We start from the raw sequence: 7,973 nt of genomic DNA on the forward strand, positions 1-7,973 counted from the left end.
ATTATAAATTTAATCAACTTACATTTATTGGCAACTGTTCAAAAAAAGAAGGCAGTGATTACCCTTCCTGCAAAACAATAAGTATTAACTCAGGAGTTTAGGTGTGAAGAAAAAACATCTTACCATTATATTTTTGATAATATTAACCATGGTTGCGTTGGTATGGATTTATCTTTCACTGTCTCAAGTCACATTTAAATGCCATTCCGAACTCTATCTAAAGAAAGAAACCGCACCACTCCACTCTATTGAGTTACAAGCAAATACTTCGATTTTCTTCTACCGAAATGGGAGGGGTTTTATCAAATTCACAGGAACGGTAGAGGACAGTAGCTCACAATACATACTTAATCGCATGTTGCCGTTCAAATATTCCGACCTCGATAATGATGGTATTTACACCATTATATTCACTGCGCAAAAAATCAGAGCTATCGATGATGTCCCCAAAGATTTATGGTCAAAGTTCATTCAGACGGGTAACGATAATATGCCGTATTATATCAACCTGGAAAATATAAGTAACGACATCTATATGATTAATGGATTGGCGTCGCCGATAATAGTGTGCTCTAGCGAACAAAATTAACGTGGTGGCCAAGGGCTGCTACCACGCTATTATTTAAAATCAGTTAAACGTCACCAGCATTTCTGCCGCCGCGCTAACAGCACCGGTCGGCAGCGAACTGCCCCCCGAGCATAAACGCCATGTCACCTGATTGGTGGTGTTCTGACTTGTTTGTGTACTGGTGATATTGCCGACTTTTAGCTGGGTGTTATCAAAGGGCATCCCGGTGGTTGCCGTGCAACTACCACTGCCGGTCACGCCATTATTAATCTCGCCAGTAATATAGCCCCCACCCTGACTGAGTGCCAGACGGGTGGGGGCATTTTCATACAAACCGGTTAGTGCCCGGAACTGCACATTGATATTGGCATTAATACCCTGAGCGCCGTCTTGCGAGCATTGCGTTATCAACGAATTAGCCTTAGTGCTGAGTTCCGCGCCCGTCTGAAGGTTACTGGAGACAGTACCAAAATCAATCTGAGTGGGGGTGCTGACCGTACACTCCAGTGTCGAAATTCGGATTGTCGTGTTCTTTGAAAAGATAGGAATAAAATCCTTATAACCATTTCCTGACGTATAGAAATTCACATTAGATAATGCAATATTGCTCTGGCTGGTTTGCGTGCCATCAGCCACCATCACCCACGTTCCTGTCGCTGTCGCATTAATATACGTGCCGGCTTTATAGAAATTAGCGCTGCTGGACATTCTTGGGGCTAAACACCAGCCGCCGCCCTGGAGTGGGTTGGTTATCACCGCACCGCTCGACGTCGTGGCTTGTGTACTTGGCAACCCAATGGTGCCACTGAGCGTCTCTGGCGTGTTGTTCGCCAGCACATAATCGGCCGTGACGGTTGCCCGGGGAATTATCCCAAGCCCAGGGGCTATCTTGAACACTTTATACCCGGCAATGGTCGTCAGCGAACTGTCCGGTACACACGAAATTGACGATAAACTCGTGGGGGTAATATATATACTATCGTAGGCATATAAATCCGGGCTTGGGAAACTGGCCGTGGTGGTAGGGGCTCTATTGGTGGCACTAAATGGCATCCCCTCCCACACAATGCCACTGCCTTTACCAATGGTAATCGTGTCCGCCACGGCTGATTGCCCGATTAGCGCCAGCAGACATAGGCCGGGGCAATAACGAGATACTGACCGCCGCAATAGTTGACTAATTATTTTCATGTCGTTTTCTTTCCTACAAATTCATGTTTACCGGATGTCATGGTGTGATTAACTGATTTCACAGCGAGCGGTTAATTGACGGATCGGGTTGTTGCCTGATGTAGCTTTACTGGTTTGCAAATCGAATACAGCACGGCATTGCTGGTCTGCGCCCTGACCCCATTTCGTCACCAATCGGCCTTTCTCCGGCAATCCACTCAGGTATACCTGACCGGCGTCGCCAACAATGCCGGTATTGTTTTCACCCGCGGCACTCCCCTCCACCCTGACGACAGCCCCAAAGGGGATGTCGGTTTCACCACGACGCAGAGTCACCAGTGCCTGATAGCCGACTCGCGTATCAAACTTCGCCATCACCACCGCCCCTTTGGTTGGGTAGACATTCAGGCTCGATTTCGCCATGTCGACGTCATCCGGCAAGGTGGCCGGGTTCAGGCTGATATTGTTGTTCTGGTAATTCGATAAATACGGCACCACCGCGTAGCCACGGCTGTCGGTACGGACATTCCCGTTCATCACCTCGACACCGCCCGCGCCTGGCGCACTCACTATCGCCACCGAACTTCCCAGCATTTGCCCCAGTGTTACCCCTTCCGGGTGGACGACCAGGCTGCCATTGCCGCTGAGGTTCAGCGAACGGAACTGGCTGCTGTAGCTGTACCCGATGTTTGCCATCCCTTTACTGCCCTGATAGCCCGCATTCAGGGTGGCATTATCACCACTATTGCCGTTTGACCAGCCCTGCATTGCACTGTAAGAAAGGCGGTCATCCATCGCATTACCGCTGACGCCGACTTGCTGCTGAACCTGCCCCTGATTGTTATGGGTCATTTGATAGTTGGCATAACTGCGGCTCACCGCTGGCGCTGAGCTAAATAGGCTAAAGGGCACCTGCATGTTCATTGATAACTGACGATTTTCAGGCCAACCACTGTCACCTTTAATACGGTCAATACTGTAGGCCAACCCATAGCTCACACCACGGTAGCTGGTGTTGTACCCCGCAGAGACCGTGTTATTCACCTGGTTATTACCCCAAAAGTCATTGCGGGAGGCCGATAGATACAATGCCCCCCAGCCCCCTAATTGCTGGCTGATGCGCACCTGAAAATTGGAACGCTGACGCTCTAAAGCCCAAGGTACCTGGCTGTCATTGAGTTCATATCCCAGATTGTTGAAGTCTGAGAAACTGTAATAGTGGCGGGTTGAATACCGATAGGCCGCCAAATCCACCGAGGTGCCAGTACTCAGCAAGCTTTTGGCATAACGCAGCCGATAAGAGCGACCTTGTTGCCACTCATCTTGTCCGTACAATTTGGCATTAGAGGTGGTGATATCAGCTGAAAGCGCGCCAAAATCTCCTAATGACAGACCAGATCCGGCCACGAACGAAAGATAGTCCTCTGCCATCAGCCCACCGCCGTACAGAGTAATGTCATAGGGCAAACCATAGATAAATGTGCCCAGCCCAAAGGTAGCTTCACGCGAGCCTTGCGTTATGCCGCCGTTATAACGCCCGGTGGTGAACTCATATTTGAGCGCGCCGGGGCGTTGCATCACCGGTAAAGAGGAAAAGGCCATCGTTTGGCTGCGGACAGTGCCGTCAGCCTCGGTGATAGTGACCGTCAGATCCCCGCCCTGACTGGTCTGATAGAGGTCATTAATGCGAAACGGCCCCGGGGCGACATAGGTTTGATACACCACATTGCCATTCTGGCTAACAGTCACACGTGCATTACTTTGCGCAATCCCGGAAATCTCCGGCGCAAAACCCCGCAGGCTGTTAGGCAGCATTTCTTCGCTGGAATTAAGTTTAATGCCGCGAAACGGGATACTGTCGAACACCTCATTGCCGGTACTGCTTTCCCCCGCCAGCACCTCGGCACGCAAGGCATGAATATCGCGCTGTAAATAGGTATTGGAAAAACGGGTATTTTGCTGGCTCGACGAAGCGGTGCCGCTGTTCTGGTTGCGGGTATAGGTCATATCACTGCGCAAACGCCAGGCCTGCCAGTTCAGTCCGTTACGCAGGCTGGCAAACAGATTGGTCTGTTCGCTACTGTCCATGCCAGCCTGCGCACTCTGCCAGTTTCGGCTGCCATTCAGGCTATAGTTCATCAGCAACGCGGGCACACCGTCATCCCACAATGTGGGATCAACATAACCGGCGGCGTTTTGCTGCATGGCAATCTGCGGCACACTGATGTCCAGCCGCAATTGGGATAAGTCAAAATGCACCTGAGAATCAGGAATGAGTGCAGCCAAATCATTGACCGGAGCATCCGCTGGTAATGTGCTAAAACCCGGCAACACCGTGGTATTTACCCCCAGTTGCTGGAGGAGAGCAGGCGTGAGCTCTGGCTGAACCTGCCCTTGTGCATCTTTTTTAAACATCAAGGTGTACTGACCCTGATCCGACTGATTCATCCACAGTGTCACCAGATAACGGCCCTCCGCGACCTGGCCGGCGGATTCAAAAGCACTCAAATCAGCACTGGTCGACTGCATTCCGCCCAACGCTAACAGACGAGGGTCAAAGTAGTCGCGCGCCAAGACAGGAAAAGCCCCTGCCAGCAGCATGGTCCCTATCAGAATGGGCGAAAAAGTGGGCGTGTTACGCCTGTTTTTTATTGTTATGTTGTGCATCACGTAGTCTGTCCATCAAAATCAGAAAAAGTTATAAAGCTTGCTGGTTAGCCGGTGTGCTCCAGCCATCCTCATCAATCAGTTGCCATTCCACACTGCCTTTTGCCGTCGCCGGCAAGGTATAGCGCTGTTGCCCTTTCGGTGGCACCATCAGCCGTAGTGCGGGTTTATCCAGCGCACTGCCACCAACTTTCAATTGCGAAAAGGTGAGCCAATATGGCGTTGGGTTCTCAGCAATCAGCTCATGACCCTCACGGCGAAAATGCAATTGAGAAGCCACCTCGGCCACCGCGCGTTTAGCTAACCCCTCAGGGCGATAGAACAGCTTCATATTGCTGACTACCGTCACGGCCATCTGGCCCGACGGTCCCGCGTTGTCAGATTCTTTGTTAGCAGGGATAGCTTTCATCGAGATAAAAAAGACTGACTCCCGATCCGTTGGCAACGGTTCACCGTTATGGCGGATACGCAGTGTCAGCTCGCTATTTGCCTCTAAACGCTCCAACGGAGGGGTGACAATAAAAGGCATCTTCGGCTGCCCGGTGTAATTCAAATCCACATCACCGGTTTTCATATCGACAGGGCGGATCCACGACTGCATCAGATAGGGGGCGGCACTTTTATTATTCACGGTTAAGGTGACGCCTTTTTGCTCACTTGCCGGGTAAATTACCCGCAGCACATAAAAAGAAATCCCCTGGGATTCAGAGGGTGCCGCATGCGCGCCTGCAAATACCAACAAGCTGCATAACAGCAGCGTCACGAATGAGATAAGGCATTTCATTTTGGTTATTCCTGTGATGGCGACACAGTGTGTTGGCACAATGCAGACAAACCACCCGCGTCGGTTATGGTTTGCCACTCCACGTGCTTGATTGAACCAGCAACGGGATAGGTCTGTGCTCCCATCGGCGCAATCATCGACGGGGCTGTGTCTAAGTCGATAACGTTATGGTCGAACTTCAGCGTCCCAAACGTTATAAAATAAGGGGTTGGATTCTCAATACGAATGCCATTTCCCACTCGGCTAAATGTCAGTTGGCAACCCACATTTTGGGGTACATCCTTCAGAGCCGTAGGGCGATAAAACAGCTTGATAACAAACTGAAAACCCATTGATAAACGCGCCTCTTCAGGCACAGGTTCTGGCTGGCTCGGAATGGCTAATACCGAAAGGTAAAACAGGGACTCTCGATCGTCAGGCAGCGCCTCACCCTGTTTAAGGATACGCAGTAATTGGTTACCTTCAGCCCCTAACGGAAACAGCGGCGGCGTGACAATAAAAGGCACTGTCGCATCATTTTTCATTTCGTTTTGGATGCGACTTTGAATCAAATAATTTTGCATACCGCTATTCTTTACTGTGAGGCTTTGGGCTTTATCTTCAGCGGAAAATACCACTCGAGTCTGGCTCAAACTGACGCCCCCCTTGCTGGTCGCCATTGCCGGTGCCCCTACAAAAATCATCAATAGCAGCGTGATAAGGGAAAAGTGTGCAAATGGCATGGCAACCTCAGCGATAGGCAAAAATAAAATTAACATTGGCAGTGAGTTGCCCCGGTTTAACCGTGGCGCAATCAGTCACACCGCCACAACTAACGCCGGCAAAGAACTGTAATTGTTTATTGACGGGTGTCTGCCCCACGGCGGCCAACGGGAAATAATCACCAGATTTGACCTCCGTGCTGGCATAACTCGGTTGGCTGGCACTTTGCACTAACATCACGCCAGCGCCGCCCACATCAGAATCACTACTGCGAAACAGCCATTTTCCGTTTTGACTCTTACCCGGACCAAGGGCGATAACTACTGGCTGCAAGCTGGCACTTGCGGCACCGTTACAATTATCAACAGTGAGCGTAACGGGCTGTAAATTGAGTAGTGTTTCGCTGCGTAAGTTAGCCTGCTGTACATCACCTAGCGACAGCACACTTTTATCCAGACTTAACGAACAAGTGCCTTGTACTAACGATGCAGAAAAGTTCAGTGTCACGGCATGGGTGTTAATGCTGATTCCGCCGACCAACAAACTCAAACCAACCCAAAGCACTTTCTTACGGCAGAAGCTGTTTAAATGCATCTACGCCACCTTGGTCATTAATGGTTTGCCACTCCACGCTGCTGCCTTTCGCCACTGTGGGATAGGTATGTGCACCAAAGGGGGCGATCATCAATGCCGCAGGTGAATCTAACTTAAGTGCTTGTCCGCCAAACTTAAGGCTGGCCAGGCTGACAAAATAGGGTGATGGATTACTGACCTCCAGCCCATTACTGACCTGGTGAAACTTAAGGTTTTTTTGTGCATCCGCAGCCGACGATGGCAAGCCTGCGGGGCGATAAAACAGTTTAATAATGCTACCCACACCAAATTGCACCGAGGCTTGTACACCCGTGCTTTGTTGAGCTTCGGTAGGTGAGGCCGCAGCGGGAACCGCTGTCGCATGGAAATAAAAAACGGATTCGCGATCTTTAGGTAAATCAGTGTCATTACCCGCAATGCGAATCTGGTTCACGCTCTTGGGCTCCAGGCGGAATATCGGTGGCGTTACCGTAAATGGTGTCGCTTTATAGCTGTCTGCTGTGCGGCTTAACGAAACCTGTACCAAGTAAGGCAATATCGGTTGCGTGTTACGTACCGTGACAGCAATGCTACCGGTGCCCTGTGGGTAAATCAGACGGGTGGCATTGATACCAAATCCATCAGCCAATACCGCGAGTGGACAAGACAGCAGCGCCATCATCAGGGGAATAAGCAGTTTTAGGCGCTTCATTCTTTCGCTCCAAGGTAAAAAGGAAAAGAGGCAGAATGGCAGGTAGCCGAAGCCACCCACCATTAAGAAAATCAGTTATAGGCGAAGGCAAACAAGATGGGCGCGCTAACAGCACCAATGTTGATACCAGTGATGGTGGTTGAAGCCAGGCCAGCCTGTAAGCTCAGTGTCTTAGTATTAAAGTCACCGGCTGCTGGTGTTGTTCCCGCAGTAGCAACCAATAACTTGTCATTGTTGCTGATATAAGCGGTTGGGGTCGCAACCTGACTCAACATGACACCGGTGTTGGTACCCGTAGAGTTAAACATGTTTGGGTTACCGCCCAGCGTTTGCCCGGTAACGACCAAATAGGCTTTATCACCCGCAGCAGCCGGTGCTTCACAGTTGTTTAAACCCACAGTGAATGTTTTCTGGCTAGCGGGAATCGGAGTAGCAACACCAGTAAATGATGATGGTGCATAGTTACCTAGATCCAGATTATTGGTAGACAAAGAAACATCACAAGTTGACGCAACAACGTTAGCGGTTACCGTTAATTGGGCGTTAGATGCTGCTTGGGTATTCCCTGCTACCGCCAGTAACACCAACGCGGCAGGAGCCAGAGAGAAAATTGTTTTACGCATGGAGCTATTCCTTTATGGTGATATTAATTTTCGGTTTCCCGATAAATGGTATGGCTGTTTTAACCACAGATAGATGCCACCCTCTATTTAATAGAGGGTGATTTAATATGGATAAATCAAACATAAATAACGTTAATTCATTTATTATTGATGTCTGCATACTGATTTAAATAG

8 protein-coding genes are annotated in these 7,973 nt (G+C 49.9%); 1 reads left to right on the top strand and 7 read right to left on the bottom strand.

Features of this window, described 5'->3' with window-relative positions; genetic code table 11:
* Positions 1–103 precede the first annotated feature (103 nt).
* Complete coding sequence (locus V2A85_RS20185) at positions 104–589, top strand: hypothetical protein (RefSeq protein ID WP_372560585.1); 486 nt, start codon at positions 104–106, stop codon at positions 587–589.
* Between the two features lie 39 nt (positions 590–628).
* Here the strand turns inward: V2A85_RS20185 and V2A85_RS20190 are convergent, their stop codons facing one another.
* The 7 genes from V2A85_RS20190 to V2A85_RS20220 all read right to left on the bottom strand — a co-directional run bounded on the left by V2A85_RS20190 (position 629) and on the right by V2A85_RS20220 (position 7,799).
* Positions 629–1,759 carry an adhesin gene (locus tag V2A85_RS20190; RefSeq protein ID WP_420072190.1) on the bottom strand — a complete coding sequence of 377 codons (1,131 nt, stop codon included), beginning with the start codon at positions 1,757–1,759 and terminating at the stop codon, positions 629–631.
* A gap of 48 nt (positions 1,760–1,807) precedes the next feature.
* A complete protein-coding gene (locus tag V2A85_RS20195; protein ID WP_420072191.1) occupies positions 1,808–4,339 on the bottom strand; it encodes a fimbria/pilus outer membrane usher protein in 2,532 nt (843 codons plus the stop codon).
* A gap of 97 nt (positions 4,340–4,436) precedes the next feature.
* The gene (locus V2A85_RS20200; protein ID WP_420072192.1) at positions 4,437–5,189 is read right to left on the bottom strand and encodes a molecular chaperone; all 753 of its coding nucleotides are present in this window, start codon (positions 5,187–5,189) and stop codon (positions 4,437–4,439) included.
* Positions 5,190–5,194: 5 nt separating this feature from the next.
* Positions 5,195–5,911, bottom strand: coding sequence for a molecular chaperone (locus tag V2A85_RS20205; protein ID WP_420072193.1), 717 nt, complete (start codon positions 5,909–5,911; stop codon positions 5,195–5,197).
* Positions 5,912–5,918: 7 nt separating this feature from the next.
* Entirely contained in the window at positions 5,919–6,485 is a 567-nt protein-coding gene (locus V2A85_RS20210) for a fimbrial protein (RefSeq protein ID WP_372560580.1), read from the bottom strand.
* Positions 6,460–7,176: a molecular chaperone gene (locus V2A85_RS20215; RefSeq protein ID WP_420072194.1), complete on the bottom strand. Its 717-nt coding sequence runs from the start codon at positions 7,174–7,176 to the stop codon at positions 6,460–6,462. The genes V2A85_RS20210 and V2A85_RS20215 overlap by 26 nt, the downstream gene beginning before the upstream one ends.
* 71 nt (positions 7,177–7,247) lie before the next feature.
* On the bottom strand, positions 7,248–7,799 hold the full coding sequence (locus tag V2A85_RS20220) for a fimbrial protein (protein ID WP_420072195.1): 552 nt from the start codon (positions 7,797–7,799) through the stop codon (positions 7,248–7,250).
* Between the last annotated feature and the right edge of the window lie 174 nt (positions 7,800–7,973).

It is taken from the genome of Yersinia sp. 1252 StPb PI (genome assembly GCF_048593885.1).
In the GTDB taxonomy this organism is placed as follows: domain Bacteria; phylum Pseudomonadota; class Gammaproteobacteria; order Enterobacterales; family Enterobacteriaceae; genus Yersinia; species Yersinia enterocolitica_E.